Source organism: Anaerococcus ihuae, from assembly GCF_928368155.1.
GTDB classification, from domain to species: domain Bacteria; phylum Bacillota; class Clostridia; order Tissierellales; family Peptoniphilaceae; genus Anaerococcus; species Anaerococcus ihuae.
Genome location: NZ_CAKMRU010000001.1, coordinates 1081272 through 1099435, shown reverse-complemented (window position 1 = coordinate 1099435; position 18164 = coordinate 1081272). Strand labels below are relative to the sequence as shown.

General features: G+C 30.7%; 11 protein-coding genes. 8 read left to right on the top strand and 3 right to left on the bottom strand.

The genetic code is table 11. The features are described 5' to 3' along the window. Positions 1-211: 211 nt before the first annotated feature. Positions 212-1141 carry a glutaminase A gene (gene glsA / locus L6653_RS05285; protein WP_236785825.1) on the bottom strand — a complete coding sequence of 310 codons (930 nt, stop codon included), beginning with the start codon at positions 1139-1141 and terminating at the stop codon, positions 212-214. Between the two features lie 78 nt (positions 1142-1219). On the opposite strand from glsA, the gene L6653_RS05280 reads away from it, so the two are divergent. The 3 genes from L6653_RS05280 to L6653_RS05270 all read left to right on the top strand — a co-directional run bounded on the left by L6653_RS05280 (position 1220) and on the right by L6653_RS05270 (position 4439). Further along, positions 1220-1816 (top strand): hypothetical protein, encoded by a 597-nt coding sequence (locus L6653_RS05280; RefSeq protein WP_236785824.1) that lies wholly within the window; start codon positions 1220-1222, stop codon positions 1814-1816. Further along, positions 1813-2943 carry an MFS transporter gene (locus L6653_RS05275; protein ID WP_236785823.1) on the top strand — a complete coding sequence of 377 codons (1131 nt, stop codon included), beginning with the start codon at positions 1813-1815 and terminating at the stop codon, positions 2941-2943. The genes L6653_RS05280 and L6653_RS05275 overlap by 4 nt, the downstream gene beginning before the upstream one ends. A gap of 326 nt (positions 2944-3269) precedes the next feature. Continuing rightward, a complete protein-coding gene (locus L6653_RS05270) occupies positions 3270-4439 on the top strand; it encodes an IS110 family RNA-guided transposase (protein ID WP_236785121.1) in 1170 nt (389 codons plus the stop codon). A gap of 417 nt (positions 4440-4856) precedes the next feature. Here L6653_RS05270 and L6653_RS05265 read toward each other — a convergent pair whose 3' ends face one another. Beyond that, positions 4857-5132, bottom strand: a complete 276-nt coding sequence (locus L6653_RS05265) for a GNAT family N-acetyltransferase (RefSeq protein WP_236785822.1) — start codon at positions 5130-5132, stop codon at positions 4857-4859. Positions 5133-5242: 110 nt separating this feature from the next. On the opposite strand from L6653_RS05265, the gene L6653_RS05260 reads away from it, so the two are divergent. Continuing rightward, complete coding sequence (locus tag L6653_RS05260) at positions 5243-6007, top strand: hypothetical protein (protein WP_236785821.1); 765 nt, start codon at positions 5243-5245, stop codon at positions 6005-6007. A 30-nt stretch (positions 6008-6037) separates the two neighbouring features. On the opposite strand, the gene L6653_RS05255 is transcribed toward L6653_RS05260, so the two are convergent. Beyond that, positions 6038-7885 carry an HAD-IC family P-type ATPase gene (locus L6653_RS05255; protein WP_236785820.1) on the bottom strand — a complete coding sequence of 616 codons (1848 nt, stop codon included), beginning with the start codon at positions 7883-7885 and terminating at the stop codon, positions 6038-6040. Positions 7886-8125: 240 nt separating this feature from the next. Between L6653_RS05255 and uvrB the strand changes: the two genes are divergently transcribed. The 4 genes from uvrB to L6653_RS05240 all read left to right on the top strand — a co-directional run bounded on the left by uvrB (position 8126) and on the right by L6653_RS05240 (position 18044). Next, a complete protein-coding gene (gene uvrB, locus L6653_RS05250) occupies positions 8126-10105 on the top strand; it encodes an excinuclease ABC subunit UvrB (protein ID WP_236785819.1) in 1980 nt (659 codons plus the stop codon). Between the two features lie 435 nt (positions 10106-10540). Beyond that, positions 10541-13354, top strand: coding sequence for an excinuclease ABC subunit UvrA (gene uvrA, locus L6653_RS05245; RefSeq protein WP_236785818.1), 2814 nt, complete (start codon positions 10541-10543; stop codon positions 13352-13354). 574 nt (positions 13355-13928) lie between these two features. Beyond that, the gene (locus L6653_RS08810; RefSeq protein ID WP_369806168.1) at positions 13929-14264 is read left to right on the top strand and encodes a MiiA motif-containing surface protein; all 336 of its coding nucleotides are present in this window, start codon (positions 13929-13931) and stop codon (positions 14262-14264) included. Between the two features lie 474 nt (positions 14265-14738). After that, positions 14739-18044: an Ig-like domain-containing protein gene (locus tag L6653_RS05240; RefSeq protein ID WP_236785817.1), complete on the top strand. Its 3306-nt coding sequence runs from the start codon at positions 14739-14741 to the stop codon at positions 18042-18044. The last annotated feature ends 120 nt before the right edge of the window (positions 18045-18164 follow it).

Sequence of the window (18164 nt, the reverse complement as noted above, 5' to 3'; positions counted from 1 at the left end):
AAGAAGCGAAGCTTCTTACAAGAAAAGCTCCATGCAATGGTCGGTTGCAGGGGGGCAAAAAAGTGGGGGTCGTTAGGGGGAGGAAAAAGGGGGAGAATAGAAACTCCCCCATTTCCTCCGCCCTAACATTACGAAGTATTAAAAACAAATTGTAATTTAGTATATTATTAAAAATTTTTAAAAATATAATTTAAAAGTCTTTTTCATATTTCTACAGAAATATATTAAGCCCTAAGTCTGCTGATAATATTTTTAATAAATTTTTTCCAACAACAGAGTTTCCTGACTTATCGAGTCTTGGGGAATATACGCATATTCCACATTTATTTGGGACTACTCCTAAAATTCCTCCGCCTACTCCGGATTTTGATGGGATTCCTACTTTCATCAAATATTCTCCACTGGTTTCATACATGCCGCATGATGCCATTTGGGCGATTGTCATTTGTACAATATTTTGTGGAATTATTAAATTTGAGGAATATATGTCAAAGCCTTCGTTGGCAAGAACTGCCCCAAATCTTGCAAGTGTTTCTACGTTTGCTCCTATTGCACAAATTCTTACATATAAATCCAAAACTTCGTCGGCGTTCTGGTTAAAAATATTTTTGCTTTTTAAATAATAGGCAATGGCCCTGTTTCTGTCTGTGGTTGAAATTTCTGACTTATAAATTTCTTCCATAAAAGAAAAATTTCCACCTTGGCTCATTTCATTTATTAATTCTATAACTCTTTCAAATTTTTCTTCCTTGCTTTTTCCATAAATCATTGAAGTTGTTGTGATTGCTCCTGCATTTATAAATGGATTTGCAGCTCTTTGGTCAATTGGAATTAGGGAATTAAATTCGTATCTGGTTGGTTCTGTTCCAACTTTTGAAAAAACTTCATCGATTGTGTTATCTTTTAATGCCATAATCAAGGTGAAAATTTTAGAAATTGACTGAACAGAAAATATTTTTTCACTTTCTCCAAAATTATAAACATCTCCACTTGTTGTAACAATAGATAGGGCGAAAGCATCTTTGTCGACATTTTCAAGTTCAGGTATGTATGATGCAACTTCTCCAACTCCCTTGTATTTTTTTGATTTTTCTATACATTCTATTATTTTATTTTCTATATCTTCTCTTTTCGTAAACATTTTTATCACCTACTTACTTATATAAAATATTTACCCAATTTGATATAATAATAATTAGCAAGAAAAAAGGAGTAATTTATGCTTATTTTAGAAATTTTAAATGAAGATAAGTGGCTAGAAGATTATGAATTTTTCAAAGATTTTAAAAATTCTTCATATTATGAAATTTTACTAGATACTTATGAAAACTTGAACACAAAAATTCTTTACCAAAGTCATATTCACGGTCAAGGTCACATTGAAAGAGTTATTTTACTTTCTATGCTTTTGGCTTTTTATTATAAATTAAATGAAGATGATACAAATATATTAAGATATGCTGCAGCTCTTCACGATACAAAAAGAGTTGATGATTCTTATGATACTGAACATGGTTATAGGGCAGCTTTATATTCAATAGATTATGCAAAAATAAAGGAAAATGATAAAAATATTCTCCAAGCAGTTTTGGCAGTTCATTCAAGACCTGACAAAATTATGGATCAAACCATAGATGAATTTTTTGTAAAAAATATTTCAAGGGCAAAATATTTGTCAGGACTTTTCAAAGATGCTGATGCTCTTGATAGGGTTAGGCTTGGAGATTTGAATGAAAAATATTTGAGAAATGAGTTTTCTCACGATTTAATCGAATTTTCACAAGTTTTATTTGAAAAATATGTGGAGCGCCAATGAAAGAAAATTCTTTAAGACAGAAGCTTGCAATTTTATCAATTTCTTTGATTTTAACAAGTAATAGTATAATTTCTGGAAGTTTGGTCTATATCCAAGAAGCTTTCAATCTTACAAGAAATGAAGCTGAATTTATAATTACCCTTTCAAGCCTTGCGGTTATGGTTTTTATATTTTTAGCAGAATATCTTGCTCTTTTTATAGGAATAAAAAATACGGTTTTATTGGGACTTTTTCTGGTTGGACTTAGTGGAATAATTCCTGTAATTTTAAAAACATATCCTTCAATAATTGTTTCAAGACTTTTTTTGGGAGCAGGCTTAGGCTTGTTTAATGGGCATTCGGCAAATTATATAAATTTGCTTTATCATGATAATAAAGAAAGAACCAAACTTCACGGACTAAGAAATGCAGCGGAATTTATTGGTCAAATTATCTTATTTACACTTGCAGGAATTCTTGTAAAAGTTGATTATTTTTATACATTTTTACTTTACACTTCGGCTTTTTTGATTTTGATTTTTTTCAAAACTAGTGTAGATGAAGTGAAAATAAGTAAAGAAAGGACAAAAATAAACTTTGATTCAAATATCTTTCTTTTTATAATTTTTGCAATGTTTGTTCTATTAAACGCGAGTGCCATGACAATGAGATTTCCCTTTGTGGCAAGTTTAAGTCGTGGTATGGACGTAAATATAAGTTTTTATCTAAATTTTGTTCCAATTATTGGTATGCTTTCAGCATTCTTATTTACGCCAATAAATAGAAAATTAAAAAATAAGACCATATTTTTTGGACTTGGATTTTTTATTTTGGCAAATTTTTTGATAGTTAATTTTGACAAAAATCTTCTTGGATTTTTACTTTGCATTTTGCTTTTGACCTTTGGTCAATCCATGTGTATGCCCTATATCTTTGCAGAAGTTCCCAAATATGTAAAAGGACACAGCTCAAGAATTGCCACAAATTTAATTTTTATAGGCTGTAATATAGGAGTATTTCTAGCACCAATTTTCATGAAAATTATGGATAAAATCCTTAAGACAAATTCTTTATCAAAAGGATTTATCGGATTTGTGATAATTTATTTAATTATTATAGGAATATTTTATAGAAGAATAAAAAAATAATCTCTCGAAACTAAATCGAGAGATCAGACTGTTGGCAAACTAAAAAATTTCCCATTTCGACCGAGTGTAACGAGCGGAGAAATCTCATGGGATCTCTTGTATCATATAGTTGTAGTCATTCTATGGAAATTTACAATAGAATATTATACACTAAACATAGTGTTGTGGAATGTTTGATATCTCTATAGCTTTGACTATTTCATGGAGACTACAACCACATAGCTATGTTTTTTTGTTTATTAGTTAGATAGCGCTTGACGCTTTATTGTACAAGGTTACATGACATTTCTTATGTGGATGCACAACTATTTTTTTCGGAGGTTTTTATGATTTTTTTGGGAATTGATGTTTCTAAGTTTAAACATAACTGTTTTCTTTCTGATGGGGATAATTTTGATATGGGGGAACATTTTGAAATTAAGAATTCTAGAGAGGGTTTTGATTTTTTAATTGATAAACTTTCTTCTTATGATAGGGATAATATTAGAATAGGATTAGAATATACTGGTAATTATCATCTCAACTTATCTAGATTTCTTCTTGATTTGAATTTTAATATTCACTTTTTTAACCCTTTTCAAACTTGTCTTTTTAGAAGAGCTGATAGTTTTAGAAATACTAAAACTGATAAGGTTGATGCTTTCTTCATTGCTAAGCTTTTAAAAACTACCTGTGATTCTAATCCTACTCTTTTTGAATTTTATCATAATTATGATCTTAAGTCACTATGTAGGTATAAGTCTATTTTGAAAAGGGATAGGTCTAGATTAAAAAACTCTATTGTTTCTTTTTTGGATATTGTTTTTCCTGAACTTTGTAATGTTTGTAATGATGTTTTTTCTAAGTATGTTCTTGCTATCCTTTATGAGTTTTCTTCTGCTTATGAAATTTCTAAGGCTAATATTACTAGGCTTTCTAATTTAATTAAGAATGCATCTAGAGGTGCTTATTCTAAGGATAAGGCTTTGATTATTAGGGATGCTGCTAGAAATTCTATTGGGTATTTTTCTTATTCTGTTTCTTTTCAATTGAAACAGTCTATTGATTATTTGTATTTTTTGGATAGGAAAATTGATGAGATTAATGTAATGATTAAGCCTTTACTTGATGATATTAATAGTCCTATTATGAGTATTCCTGGTATTGGTATTGAACTTGGTCCTACTATTATTTCTGAAATTGGGGATATTAACAGATTTGATTCTTCTTCTAAGTTGTTGGCTTATGTTGGTTTGGATCCTTCTATAAGTCAATCTGGGACTTTTCATTCTTCTTTTAGTACTATGAGTAAAAGAGGTAGTTCTTATTTGCGTGATAGTTTGTTTAAGGCTGCTTTTATTATTAGTCAAATTGAACCTGTTTTTAAAGAATATTATTTAAAAAAGAAGGCTGAGGGAAAACATCATTATGTGGCTCTTACTCATGTAGCAAGAAAATTGGTTAGGGTAATATTCTATTTATTGAAAGAAAATGAAGTATATGTGAGTAAAGTTTAAAAATAATATTAGAATATTTTAAACCATCAAGCTTGATGGTTTGTTTACTATGCTCATTTTTATGTTATTTTATATTTAAATCTCATATTTAATAGAAAAATAGGTTCATATTTAATGAATATTCATAAAATATAAACCTATTTTTATTAGTTTGATTTTTTTATTTTTTTCTTGACATCCGATAGTTAGTCTCCATGCGTTCGTTTCACTCACACTAAAACACATTTGCTTCGCAAATTTTTCTGTTCTTTCGAACTAGTTTTAGGGATGATTGTGCCAACTCAAGGCACAATCATCTAGTCGAGATGGGTTAGTATTAATTTAATTCTAATTTACTAATAATTCTTAATAATTAGACTTTGTCTACGCTGTGAATCTCTCGAAAATAAATCGAGAGATTTTTTATATTAAAATATTTTATTTAAAATAAACGTCCTTATATTTTTCATCTTTTTCAAATTTATTTTTTATATAAGGGCAGGTTGGTATTATTTTTTTATTATTTTCTCTTGCATAGTCTACCAATTTGTCTACTAACTTTCCTGCTATTCCTTGACCGCTATATTCTTTGTCAACTTCTGTGTGGGGAGCATCTATCAATTCGCCCTTGTTTATCAAACTTATAAAACCAATTTTTTTATCTCCATCAAAAACTTGTACTTGATTTTCTTTTTCATTAATTTTGTATTGCATTTTATCACCTCATTATCTTTATAGCCATAATTATTTTTTATAGAAAATCAATTATATTTGGGTATAAAATTTATGTAAGATGAAAATTTATTAAGATAGAAAGGAAAATTATGAAAAGAGAATATAGTTATGGATCAGTTATCCTAGTTGAAATTATAATTGCAGTTCTAGCTTTTGGTCTTTATATGGCTTTTGGAGATAAGGCAAATGAAAGTGTAATTTACTCTATTTTTAGTTCTATTATAACCTGGTTAGGATCATTTATTATTGCTTCAGCTTTAATAAATAATAGAAAAGGAAGCATTGGAGATTATTTAAATCAAATTGGAAGACTAGATAAAAAAGCGATTATTGTAAATTTATTGCTTATAGCAATAACAGTTTTATTAACTGTGGCATTTGGAGGAGGAGCTGGACTTGCAGCTGTAAAAGATAACCCATTAGGTATTTTATCAGCTGGTTTACTTGGAACAATTCTTGGTGGAATTCTTTCAATTTTCACAGCCTATGCAAATCACATAGTTTCAGATCCTAGAAATAAAGACCAATCAATTATGGATGCTTTTAAAAGTGTATTTTCAATTGGAGCAAAATTATTTGGTAAAACTATCCTATTATATTTCTTGTATATAGTTTTACCAATTATCCTTATTTTTGGAATAATTGTTGGAATTAGCGTTGGAACAAAAAGTCCTGAAATGGGGATTGGAATTATTATATTGGGTGGTGGAATTTTAGGAATATATATTTTCTTAATTTCTCCTCTTATAGCAGCAAGACTTGCAGATAATTATTTAAATTTAACAGGAGATATAGAAGAAGAAAATAAAAATATAGAAAATCAAGATGATTTCACTATAACAAGAAATGTATAAAAAATTAGCAGGAAGCTCTAAGCTTTCCTGCTATATTTTTTTCTTTAAAATATTAACTGATGAAATAATTGTAAAAATCAAAATTCCAACATCGCCAACAATTGAAAGCCAAATTGGCCCATATCCAATAAGGGTCAAAATCATAAGAAGAATTTTTGTTAGAATAATTAAGGCGAGACTTTTTTTCGCTTTTTTATCAATAATTTTTGCAATTTTTACCAAATCTTTTGTCTTTCCAAAGGCCTTGTCAAATATTATGACATCAGAATTTTTTAAACAAAAATCACAATCTTTTTTTGCCAAACTAATTCCAACATTTGAGGCTTTCAAAATATCCTTATCGAAAGGATCATCACCAACAAATACTATATTTTTTCCATTTTTTTTCTCGTTCAAAATAATATCTAATTTGTCATTTTGGCTAAGTTCATATGCATAAGAAATTTCAAGATCTTTTGCAAGATTTTCAACTTCTATTTCATCGTTTGAAGAAAGAATTCCTATATCAGAAAATTCATTTTTCAAATAATCTATACTTTCTTTTACATCATCTTTTAAAAAATCTTCCAAAACAATTTTACAAACCAAATTGTTATTCAAGCTCATATAAATTGCCTTGTCAAAAGAATTATCATCGATATTTACAAATTCTTTTCTACCAATTTTTATTTCTTCATTATCATAAGTTTTTGCCCAAATATCAAGGTCATTTACAAGCTTACTTGCCAAAAAATATGAAGGATTATCCCTTCTTTTAAGCTTATTTACAATAGATTTTCCAATTGGACTTTTTGATAATTTCTCCAAATTATAAAGATAATCCAAAATCAAATTCTTATTATAATCTCCATAAAAAATTATATCCTTAACTTCAAACTCGCCGACAGTCAAAGTTTTTGTCATATTTGTATAAAAATAATGGCTATCAATTAATTTTTCAAAAGTTTTTTTATTTTTGACTAGAATTTTATTTTTGTTTGAAAAAATCAAGCCATAAATATAGGGAAGAGAAGTTCCCAAAATTAGACTTGTAGGACTTGCTATAATCATAAAAGAAATTGATTTTTGCAAAAATTTCCCAATATTTGCTCCCAAAACTGCAGGAACAACAGCAAGAAAAATTGCAAGTGTAAAAATTATTGGAGTAAAAATCTTAGAAAAATTTACTATTATTTTTTCACTTTGAGCTTTTGTTTTTGAAGATTTTTTAATCATTTCAACAATTTCATAGGCTAAAGAATCTGCAAAAACTTTTTTGGCTTCATATCTTATTTGCCCAGTTTTCAAAACAGAAGCAGAAAAGACCTTGCTTTTTTCTTTAACTTCAATAGGAAGAGTCTCTCCATTTAAAATTGAAGTATCCAATAGGCCTTCACCCGAGATTACAATTCCTTCAACGGGAATTTTTTCACCTTCTTTTGCAAGAAGAATGTCGCTTTTTTTTATGTTTTTTGTGGAAATTTTTACAATTGACCCATCTTTTAAAACTTTATTTACATTTTTTGGAACTATATTAGACATATTTTTGAAATTTTCTCTTGCCTTATCATAAGCAAGTTTTTGAAATAATCTTCCAAAATCATAAATAAGCATAATTAGACAAGCTTCAAGAAAAAATCCTATAAAAAATGCAAGAAAACTTGCTAGAGTAATGAGAAAAGATTCATCTCTAAAATTTTTCTTTGAAAAAGCATTTATAGCTTTTATAAAAATATCATCTCCAATAATTAGATACATTGCAAGATAGCTTATAATTATAAAAAAATTTCTCCCTCTGTGCCTATAAAAATATGTAATAAGGACTAATAAAATTGCAAAAAAAACCAAACTTATTAAATCCTTTTTTCTTTCTTTTTTCATATTTATAAAAATTTCCATTTATATAACCTTTCATACTTTAGTTCTTATTCTATAATTTCATTCTTTTAAAATATAGTTTAAATCAAATCTATATTCACAAAAAATTATAGCAGAAAGGGGGATTTGTGGCAAGATTTAAAGCTTTTAATCCCGACCAAATAGGTTGAATTTAAATCCTATAAGCGTATATTGGAAAAGACTTAGATTAGACTTTTAAAAGAAATAAAATAATTCAAGATTTACATAAGGAAGTGTTTAATGAAAGAAAATAAATTTATTTTAAAATCAGACTACACTCCAAAAGGAGACCAACCAGAGGCAATAAAAGAACTTGCTGAAGGAATAAAAGAAGGAAAACATCACCAAATCCTCCAGGGAGTTACAGGTTCTGGTAAAACTTTTACTATGGCAAATATAATTCAAGATGTCCAAAGACCAACTCTTGTTCTTGCCCACAACAAAACACTAGCCTACCAATTATTTACAGAATTTAAAGAATTTTTCCCGGACAATGCCGTTGAATATTTTGTTTCATATTACGATTATTACCAACCAGAAGCTTACGTTGCGGCAACCGACACATATATAGCGAAAGATTCTTCAATCAATGATGAAATTGATAAATTAAGACACTCAGCAACCATGAGTTTATTTGAAAGACGAGATGTAATAATTGTGGCAAGTGTTTCTTGTATTTATGGCTTGGGAGATCCGGAAGAATACAGAAAATTGGTTTTATCATTAAGGCCGGGCCAAGAAATTTCTCCAGAAGAAGTCATGAAAGAATTAATCGAAAGACAATTTGTAAGAAATGATTTTGATTTTTCTCGTGGAACTTTTAGAAAAAGAGGGGACGTTTTGGATATTTTCCCAGCAGGAAACGAAGAAAAAGCAATTAGGGTAGAATTTTTTGGAGATGAAATTGACAGGATTTCAGAATTTGATTCATTGACTGGAAAAGTCATAAGCCATATATCCCACGGCTATATTTATCCTGCAAGTCACTATGCAACAAGTGCCGAAAAAGCTGCCGCAGCCATTACAACTATAAAAGAAGAATTAAAGGAAAGATTAGCTGAGCTTGAAAACGAAAATAAATTGGTCGAGGCCCAAAGGCTTGAGCAAAGGACAAATTATGATATAGAAATGCTAGAAGAAATTGGATTTTGTTCAGGAATAGAAAATTATTCAAGACACTTATCCCAAAGAGAACCAGGCTCAAGACCTTATACATTAATAGATTATTTCCCAGACGATTTCGTCCTTTTTGTAGACGAATCCCACGTTTCAATTCCTCAAGTTGGTGGAATGTATGAAGGAGACAGGTCAAGGAAACAAAATCTTGTAGATTTTGGTTTTAGACTTCCATCAGCCCTTGATAACAGGCCTCTAAAATTTCCTGAATTTGAAAAATTAATCAATCAAACAGTTTATGTTTCAGCAACCCCAGGCCCATACGAAATGGAAAAAACTGGTGGAAAAGTTATTGAACAAATCATAAGACCAACAGGACTTTTGGATCCAATAATAGAAGTAAAACCAGTGGAGAATCAAATTGATGATTTGATAGAAAATATACACGAAACTATCGAGAAAAAAGAAAGAGTTCTTGTTACAACACTTACAAAAAGAATGGCAGAAGACTTGACCGATTACTTATCAGAAAATGGAATCAAGGTTAAATATCTTCACTCAGACATAAAAACAATCGAAAGAAGTGAAATAATTAGGGATTTAAGGCTTGGGAAATTTGACGTTTTAGTTGGAATTAACCTTCTTCGTGAAGGACTTGATTTACCAGAAGTTTCTTTGATTGCAATTTTGGATGCAGACAAGGAAGGATTTTTAAGAAGTGAAACCTCCCTTATCCAAACCATAGGAAGAGCTGCGAGAAATTCAAAAGGTCGAGTAATAATGTATGCAGATAAAATTACAAGATCAATGAAAAAAGCCATTGATGAAACCGAAAGAAGAAGAAAAATCCAAACAGAATTTAACGAAAAACACGGTATAACCCCAACAACAATAAAGAAAAATATAGCAGAAATTATCCAAGTAACAAAATCAACAAATGAAATAGAAGAAGTAAAAGAAGAATTCTCACACGAACAAGTTGAAAATATTATAATTAATTTAGAAACAGAGATGTATAAGGCTGCAGAAGAGCTAGATTTCGAAAGAGCAGCAGAAATTCGTGATCAAATAGCGAAAATGAAGAGAGATTTTGCTGGGGTATAAAAGTTAAATATATTAAAAAAAGTAGAATAAAGTAATATTTTTATAAGAGATATAACAAGCTCTAACCCATTCGAATGAGTTAAACTAACGTATAGAGAAATCTCATGAGATTTCTCGACTCACTACGTTCGCTCGAAATGGGTGAGAGTCTAATTTAATTATTTTTCATATTTAGAATTTACCTAAAATATGAGTTTGCAAATAAAAAGCTAAACGTAAAAATATGAATTAAAATAATATTTAATTTTATAATAAAAAAATTAGAAATAAAGTAAGATTTATTAAAGAACAAGCTAGGTACCATCTCGACCGAGCAAAGCGAGTGGAGAGATCTCGTGATTAAGTTTATCTTTTAATTTACTTTGTTTTTAAAATTCCAATATAACTCTAAATTAACATACTATAAACTACGAAAGAAAATTTGCGGAGGTATAAATGAGTGAAAATAAAATAGTAATAAAGGGGGCGAGGACCAATAATTTAAAAAATATTGATCTTACCCTCCCTCGAGATAAAATGATTGTATTTACTGGACTTTCCGGATCGGGAAAGTCCACCTTGGCTTTTGACACAATTTATGCCGAAGGTCAAAGAAGATATGTAGAAAGTTTATCGTCCTATGCCAGACAATTTTTGGGAAATTTGGACAAGGCAGATGTCGATTCAATCGAAGGACTTTCCCCATCAATTTCAATCGACCAAAAAACAACCAACAGAAATCCCAGATCAACAGTTGCAACCGTAACAGAAATTTACGATTATTATAGACTTTTGTTTGCAAGAATTGGAGATGCTTATTGCCCAGTTTGTGGCAAAAAAATTGAGGCACAATCAATTGACCAAATGGTTGATAGGATTTTAAAACTTGAAGAAAAAACAAGAATCCAAATCCTTGCACCAGTAGTAAGGGCCCAAAAAGGTCAACACAAAAAGAAACTTCAAAATATCCAAAAAATGGGATATGTTAGGGTGATGATTGACGGCGAAAGGTATGATCTAGAAGAAGAAATTGAACTTTCAAAAACAAAAAAACACGATATTTCAATAATTGTAGATAGGATTGTAATAAAAGAAGGAATAAATTCAAGACTTTCCGATTCCTTAGAAACTGCCCTTGAACTTACAGATGGACTTGTAGAAATAAATGTTTTGGACGGAGAAGATTTTATCCTTTCATCAAAACTTGCCTGCCCAGAAGGTCACATTTCCCTTCCAGAAATTACACCTAATATGTTCTCCTTCAACGCTCCCCAAGGCATGTGTCCTGAATGTAACGGACTTGGATTTCATTTGCAAATTGACCCTGAACTTGTAATTCCCGACAAAAATCTTTCCATAAATGAGGGGGCCATCGACCCATACGCCACAAGCGGAAAAGGAACTTATTATAACGAAATGATTAAGGCCATAGCCAAAAATCACAAATTTTCCATTGATGAGCCAATCAAAAATGCTCCCAAAAAAATGATTGATGAAATTTTGTACGGAACAAAAAAAGAAGTTTCCTTTACTTTTGACAGTCATTTTTCAGGAAGAAAAAATTATACAGGACATTTTGAAGGAGCAATCAAAAACCTATCCGACAGGTACGAAAGAACAAATTCAGACGCTCAAAAGAAAAGAATGAGAGGATTTATGAGCGAGGAAGAATGTAAAACTTGTCACGGACAAAGATTAAAAGATGAAATTTTAGCTATAAAAGTTGACGGCAAATCAATTTCAGAAATTGCAGATATGTCAGTCGACAAAGGCATAGAATTTTTTGATAATTTGAAACTTTCCCCAATGAAAGAAAAAATTGCCGAACTAATAATAAAAGAAATAAAGGCAAGAATCAAATTTTTACAAGACGTAGGACTTGGCTATCTTTCACTTTCAAGAGCAGCATCAACCCTTTCCGGAGGAGAAAGCCAAAGAATAAGACTTGCAACCCAAATCGGCTCAGGCCTTGTTGGAGTTTGCTATGTTTTGGACGAACCATCAATCGGACTTCACCAAAGAGACAATAATAAATTAATAAAATCATTAAGAAATTTAACCGATATAGGAAATACACTAATAATAGTAGAACACGACGAAGATACCATGAAAGCTGCAGATTTTCTTGTAGATATTGGACCAAAAGCAGGAGTTCATGGAGGAGAAATTGTAGCAAAAGGATCTCTTTCCGATATAAAAAAATGCAAAAAATCAATTACAGGCGCCTATCTTTCAGGAAAAGAAAAAATCCCAGTACCAAAAGAAAGAAGAAAATGGGACAAATATATAGAAGTAAAAAACGCCAGACAAAATAATTTAAAAGGAATTGATGTAAAATTTCCTCTATCAACCTTTACAGCAGTAACAGGAGTATCAGGATCAGGGAAATCTTCCCTAGTAAATGAAATTTTATATAAGTCAATCACAAAAAAATTAAATAAATCCAAAACCCACCCAGGAAAACACGATTCAATCGAAGGCGTTGAACAAATTGACAAAATAATTTCCATTGACCAATCCCCAATAGGAAGGACACCAAGGTCAAATCCTGCAACCTACACCAAATTATTTGACAATATCAGAGATGTTTTTGCAATTACAACAGAGGCAAAAATGAAAGGCTTTGATAAGGGAAGATTTTCCTTTAATGTAAAAGGTGGAAGGTGTGAGGCATGTAAGGGCGATGGGACCATAAAAGTTGACATGATGTTTTTGCCAGATGTCTACGTTCCGTGCGAAGTTTGTCACGGCCAAAGATATAATAGGGAAACCCTAGAAGTAAAATACAAGGGAAAAAATATATCTGAAGTATTGGATATGACAGTAGAAGAAGCCTTAAAATTTTTCGAAAACCACCCATCAATAGTAAGAAAATTGCAAACACTTTATGATGTAGGACTTGGCTATATAAAAATCGGCCAACCATCAACAGAACTTTCCGGAGGAGAAGCCCAAAGAGTAAAACTTGCAAGCGAGCTTGCAAAAAGATCCACGGGCCAAACTCTATATATTTTAGACGAACCAACAACAGGTCTTCATATGGCAGATGTTCATAAATTAATAGAAGTTTTAAACAGATTAGTCGACCAAAATAATACAGTAGTAGTAATAGAACACAACCTTGACGTAATAAAAGTCGCCGACCACATAATAGACCTAGGACCCGAAGGAGGAGATGGCGGAGGAGAACTTCTAGTAACAGGAAGTCCAGAAGAAATAGCAAAATGCAAAAAATCTTATACAGGGCAATTTCTTAAAAAAATCTTATAAAACTTATTACTATAATATATAAACCTATTAGTATAAAATATATAGAAAAAAAGACCATAAAAAGGGCACAGATTGTAGATAAAGTGTGAACTTAATTAAAATAGAGCCAAAAAAATAAAAACTTACCCTACAATTAAAGTAAACAAAGCAAAACCCATCTCGAGACCAGCCGAGAGATCTCTGTATTAAATTTATCTAAAAATAAAACCTAACCTTTGGCGAAAATAAAAAAAGAGATCTCTCCATGCACTTCACTTCGTTACGTTTAGTCGAGATGGGTAAGATGGATATTCATTTAATGGCTAACGTTTGTGTTATTAAAATGATTAGAAAAAAATTAATCAAACTCAAATATCAGAAAAATCAGACCTTCAGTAATAAATCAAATAAAACCAACACCCATCTCGAGCAGATAAATGTGCATTGATTTTACACATTTATCCCTAAAATTAAGTGCGAAAGCACGGAGACATTTGCAAAGAAAATATGTTTTAGTGTGAGTGAAACGAACGCACGGAGATCTCGTGAGATTTCTCCACTCACTACGTACGATAAATCGGGATAAACAAGCGAAATCAACGGTTGTTTATCTGCTCGAAATTGTCAAATTTTAGTTTGTCAACAGGCTGAGATCACCTTTCCAAAAGCTACTAAGGTAGTTGTAGCTGATAATGGAACTGCAACTTTAACTTATCCAGATGGATCAATAAATACGATCGAAGGATCAAAACTTGTTGTTCAAGAGACAACAGAAGCTGATAGAAAATCTAAAAAAGTTAATGTAGGTAGAAATGCTAGTGGAAAATCTGACAATGTTCAAACAGGTGTAGAATCACTTGCAGGTACTTTAGCAACTTTAACAGCAGCTATAGGTGGATTATTTGCTTCTAAGAAAAAGAAAAGAAAATAATTTTTGAAAAATTGATTGACTGAGGGGAACCTTGATTGATTCCTGATCTTAAATATTTATTTGATTTTTCTTAAATTTAAACAGGCTCTCAAATGAGGGCCTGTTTTTTTATATATTATGGAAGATTTTTATATTTGTAAATAAAATTTAATTTAAATTTGAAATAAAATCAATAATAATTTAGAATTATTCATTTTATTAGGCAAAATAAATAAAAATATAAATAAAACGATAAATATTTCTCAAATTTCTATTGATTTATAATCAAAAACAAATAAAATAACTTTAGGAATTGATAGTATTTGATTTAAATATATCAATCTTTACAAGATTTTATAAGCATATGTTCTATAAGTAGTTTTATATGTGAATTAAATCCAGGAGGAAAAAAATGACATTTTTAAAAAAATCATTGAAGAAAAAAAGTTAAATGGTTCTAAAAAGAAACCAAAATACGCAACAAGAAAATTATCAATGGGATTAGTTTCTTGTATGCTTGGATACGCACTTTTAGTATCTCCATCTTCCGTTGAAGCTGCTGAACTTGATAGTAATAGTCAAGTAGTAGCAGAAGAAGCAGAAACTAAAGAAGAAGCTATAACAAATAATGAAAATGTAGCTGAAGAAGAAAAAATAGAAAATATAGAAACACCTGTTGAAGAATCAGTAGAAGAAAAAACAACAGAAGAAAAACAAACACAAGAAGCTCCAGTAGAAGAAAAATCAAGTGAAGAATTAACTCCACAAGAAGCAAGTGAAGAAGATAAAAAAGAAGAAAATGCTTCAGAACTTGAAATGGCTGAAGATTCTAAACCAGAAGCTGTATCAGCAGAGGAAACTAGAGAAGCAAAAGATGTATCTAATGATGTTCAAAGCAAATATGTTGCCTTAACAGAAGAAGGACACGAAACAAAGGGAACTGTAAAACCAGACGCTGGTGAAGCAATTGGTTGGGAAGTATCTTTCACATCTCCAAAGGGAACAAAGGCAGGAGATTACTTTACAATTGACCTTTCAGATAACCTATCTTTAAAGGGAATTGAACCGGATCACGAAAATGAATATCCTATCGATATCGACGGAAAAGTTGTTGCCGATGGTGTGAGAGTTGACAGAAGCACTATTAAATACACTTTCAACGAAAATATTAATGATGAAAGAAATGTAGTTGTATCTGTTAAGGGTTTTGCTTATATTGATAAGACAAAAGTTCCTAATAACAAAACAGATGAAAAAATCTCTATTGCATTAGGAGATACAGTAGATGAACACAATATTAATGTTCAATATGGCAAACCATTTTACACTGGCGATAAGCTTAATGGTATGAGTCAATTTACTGAATTTGATCCTAAAACCGGTGAATATACTCAAGTATTTTATATAAACCCTGATTCAAAAACTATCACCACATCTAATAGAAACTGGGCTACTGGTAAAGTTGCTATGTTTATCGACGGAATAACACCTGATGGATCTCCTTCTGATGTGAACTATACGGAAGAAAACACAAAAGTAACAATTCAAAAACTACCTGCAGGCACTGATGTTCCATCTGCGATTATAGAAAATCCAGTACAAACAGATGAAGAAACCGTGGTAAAAACAGTTTTTAGAGATGGCGGTATTGAAATCACATTTGCTGAAAATGGAGATGACAAACTACGTCATGATAATATTGACAGTCCATATATTGTTACAGTTACATCCACTGCTGCACCAAGCAAGACTGGAAACAACGTATACTCAAGAGCAACTCTTTATGGTGATGGAACTAGATTCCATATAATGGATAACAATATTGTAACGACAGAAGGAGATACTGAAGCACAAGGCGATAAAATTGGTTACTTCAAAGAACATCACGTTTACTACACAAAAGTAGATGGCGTACTTCAAGAAGATAAGACATTTACTCTTCATTCAAACAAAACTGAAGGTCACGATTACGACAAATACTTTACAAGCAAAAATGTAATTGATGATTTCAAATTTATAAAAGTTGATACAGATAAATTAGTAGAAAACCCAGTATATAATGAAGATGGAACTATTGCTCGTGGAAACTACGAACCTGGCAAAACTAAAGAAGTTACTTATATCTATGAAAGAGATATAACAAGCGGAAAATTCCAAGAACACCATATTTACCAAACAGTAGATGAAAAGGGAAATGTAATATCTACAGATGATACTGTTAATAAAGATGAAACAAAAGGTATTGATGAAGATTCCTACAAAACATCTAAAATCGATAGAGATGGTTACACTCTAACTGAAGTAAAGGCAACAAATGATCAATCTGCAAAACTAGGAGTAAAATTCGATTCAAAAGGTGCAGAAACAACTGGAAACTATGTAAATGGCGAGAAGTTAGAAGTAACTTACATTTATCAAAAAACAGAAAAGAAAGGTTCCTTCAAAGAAACTCACGTATATAAAACATTAGACTTTGAAGGAAATGTAATTGAAGACAAGACAATAACAAAACCAGGAAAATCAACAGAGGGAACAAAAAAAGAATCCTACACATCATCAAAAGTTGATAAAGACGGTTATGTATTCACAAAAGTAACAGCAGATAAAGGTTCAGACGAAGTAACAATCAGCAAAGATGGAAAAGAAGTTCAATCAGGAAACTACGTTGAAGATAAAGAACTAGCTGTAACATATGAATATGTAAAACAACCAGGAAGATTCATTGAACACCATATCTACAAGACAGTAGATAAAGATGGAAAAGAAATTTCAACAGATTATACAGTAAACAATCCTAAAGAAGGTGAACCAGCAAAAGAAGGTTATAGCAATGAAAAAATTAGCACAGCTCAACAACCTAAAGATGGTTACAAATACAATTCAGAAACTACTCTAGAATCAGAAAACTATGTACCAGGAAAAACTTTAGAAAAGACTTATGTATATGTAAAAACACAAAATGATTGGACACCAATCGAAGAAACAGGAAAATTCCAAGAACACCATATCTATATTACAAAAGATAAAAATGGCAAAGAAATCAAACGTGAAGTAGAAAACGGTGATGTAAGTGGTGGAACAAAAGACATGACTTACGAAACTGGTAAGAAAGAAAAAGACGGCTTTGAGTTTGTAAGAACAGAAAATCCAATAGAAAACCCAAGTTACAACGAACAAGGTGAAAGTACAACAGGAAAATTCAAACCAGGAGTAAAACAAGAAATAACTTATGTTTATGAAAAAATAGAGACACCATGGACACCTTTGGAACCATCTAAACCAGTTGAAGAAAAGGGATCCTTCCAAGAACACCATATCTACATCACAAAAGATGAAAATGGAAAAGTAATCAAAAGAGAAGTAGTAGATGGCAAAGTAAGTGATGGAACAAAAGACATGTCTTACACAACAGGCAAAGCTGAAAAAGATGGCTTCAAATTTGTAAGAACAGAAAATCCAGTAGAAGATCCAAGCTACAACGAAAAAGGTGAAAGTACAACAGGTAACTTTAAACCAGGTGTAAAACAAGAAATAACTTACGTTTATGAAAAAATAGTAACACCTTGGACAGAATTACAAAAACCTAGAAAACAAGAAAAACCATCTAATAATAATGAAACTGATAAAAAAATAGTAAAAGAAAATAAAACAAATGATGATATATATAAAGTAAAATATGTAAAACCATCATCAACATCTTATAATGTTCAAACAGGTGTAAGTTCATTATCTGGAATAATTGCTACTTTGTCTGCTTCAATTGGTGGATTGGTAGTAAGCAAAAAAAGAAAGAATAAATAAATTTTAAGTAATATAAAACATTTTTAATATTATATTAGGATGTTAATGAGTTTTTCATAAATAATGACAAGCACTTTTGAACTGAACCCCAAAATCCGCAATACGGATGGAGGGGTTTTT

Excerpts from the sequence above, each read along its gene's own strand:
- L6653_RS05265 (WP_236785822.1), bottom strand. The coding sequence starts at position 5,132 with ATGCAATACAAAATTAATGAAAAAGAAAATCAAGTACAAGTTTTTGAT.
- glsA (WP_236785825.1), bottom strand. The coding sequence starts at position 1,141 with ATGTTTACGAAAAGAGAAGATATAGAAAATAAAATAATAGAATGTATA.
- L6653_RS05260 (WP_236785821.1), top strand. The coding sequence starts at position 5,243 with ATGAAAAGAGAATATAGTTATGGATCAGTTATCCTAGTTGAAATTATA.
- L6653_RS05280 (WP_236785824.1), top strand. The coding sequence starts at position 1,220 with ATGCTTATTTTAGAAATTTTAAATGAAGATAAGTGGCTAGAAGATTAT.
- L6653_RS05275 (WP_236785823.1), top strand. The coding sequence starts at position 1,813 with ATGAAAGAAAATTCTTTAAGACAGAAGCTTGCAATTTTATCAATTTCT.
- L6653_RS05270 (WP_236785121.1), top strand. The coding sequence starts at position 3,270 with ATGATTTTTTTGGGAATTGATGTTTCTAAGTTTAAACATAACTGTTTT.
- uvrA (WP_236785818.1), top strand. The coding sequence starts at position 10,541 with ATGAGTGAAAATAAAATAGTAATAAAGGGGGCGAGGACCAATAATTTA.
- L6653_RS05255 (WP_236785820.1), bottom strand. The coding sequence starts at position 7,885 with ATGGAAATTTTTATAAATATGAAAAAAGAAAGAAAAAAGGATTTAATA.
- L6653_RS05240 (WP_236785817.1), top strand. The coding sequence starts at position 14,739 with ATGGGATTAGTTTCTTGTATGCTTGGATACGCACTTTTAGTATCTCCA.
- uvrB (WP_236785819.1), top strand. The coding sequence starts at position 8,126 with ATGAAAGAAAATAAATTTATTTTAAAATCAGACTACACTCCAAAAGGA.